Here is an 851-nt window from a genome sequence, read left to right as displayed (position 1 = left end):
GCAACTCGCCTCGTGTCCGGTTCTCAACACGGACAGAACCTCTCAAGCCGGAACAACGCCGGGGCCGTGGGACCACATGGTGTCCGGGCATCCGTTCCCACCCGCTTTAGGGGCCACATTGATCCATCATTATCGGCGATCAAGTTTTCCTCCGCATGCCTGCCTCGACGACTCGGTACACGGCGAATACCCAACGCATCCGCCGCAGCAGCCTGTCCAGCGTCAAATCCATTGCTAGATCCAGCGACCAGATTACCTGCCTCGTCCTGCCCCACAGCGATCACACGTTGGTTGACTGCTGCAGGATGGTCACCCGCTTCGCGAATCTGCTGTGCATAGCCCTTGAGCGTCGGTACATCACACGACGCGTTGTTGTTGTGGACGAGGACGGGGTGGTCGCCGGCGAGTACATGGTACGTGTGGGTGTCGGCGACTGTCAGGTCGCGCATCTCCCGTTGGTCGCGGCGTGTCTGGACCGATTCGACGGTGGCCTCGCCGCGGCCGGCGACCCGCAGCTTGGCACCCGGCTTGAGGTCGCCGGCGTTGACCCATGCCTGCCGGTTGTCGTCCCAGAAGGGGTGGTTCGGTGTCGTCTCCACCACGGTGGAGGTGCCGTCGCTGGTGCGGACCCGGACGTCGGTGAGTTCGTGGTCGGTGTTGCGGTGCAGTTGGGTGACGGGTTTCGGCGACGATGTGCCGGTCACGGGGTCGGTGGCTATGACCTGGTCGCCGATGTTGATGTCGGTGATGGGGCGGGTGGTGCCGTCGGCCATCAGGACGCGGGTGTCGGGGGCGAAGCTGTGCGTACGACATCCCGGACCCGACCCGCCACGACCACTTGAGGCGGATGG

The 851-nt window shown here is 64.5% G+C and carries 1 protein-coding gene; it reads right to left on the bottom strand.

Annotated features, from left to right (window positions below; all coding sequences use genetic code 11):
• Positions 1-23: 23 nt before the first annotated feature.
• A partial coding sequence (locus tag ACFHVL_RS31380; protein ID WP_416632247.1) for a Hint domain-containing protein occupies positions 24-851 on the bottom strand: 828 nt, incomplete at its 5' end.

The organism is Micromonospora sp. LOL_023 (assembly GCF_048060115.1).
Classification (GTDB): domain Bacteria; phylum Actinomycetota; class Actinomycetes; order Mycobacteriales; family Micromonosporaceae; genus Micromonospora_E.
Note: the sequence above shows the minus strand (reverse complement) of the source record. Positions and strands in the feature narration are given on the sequence as shown.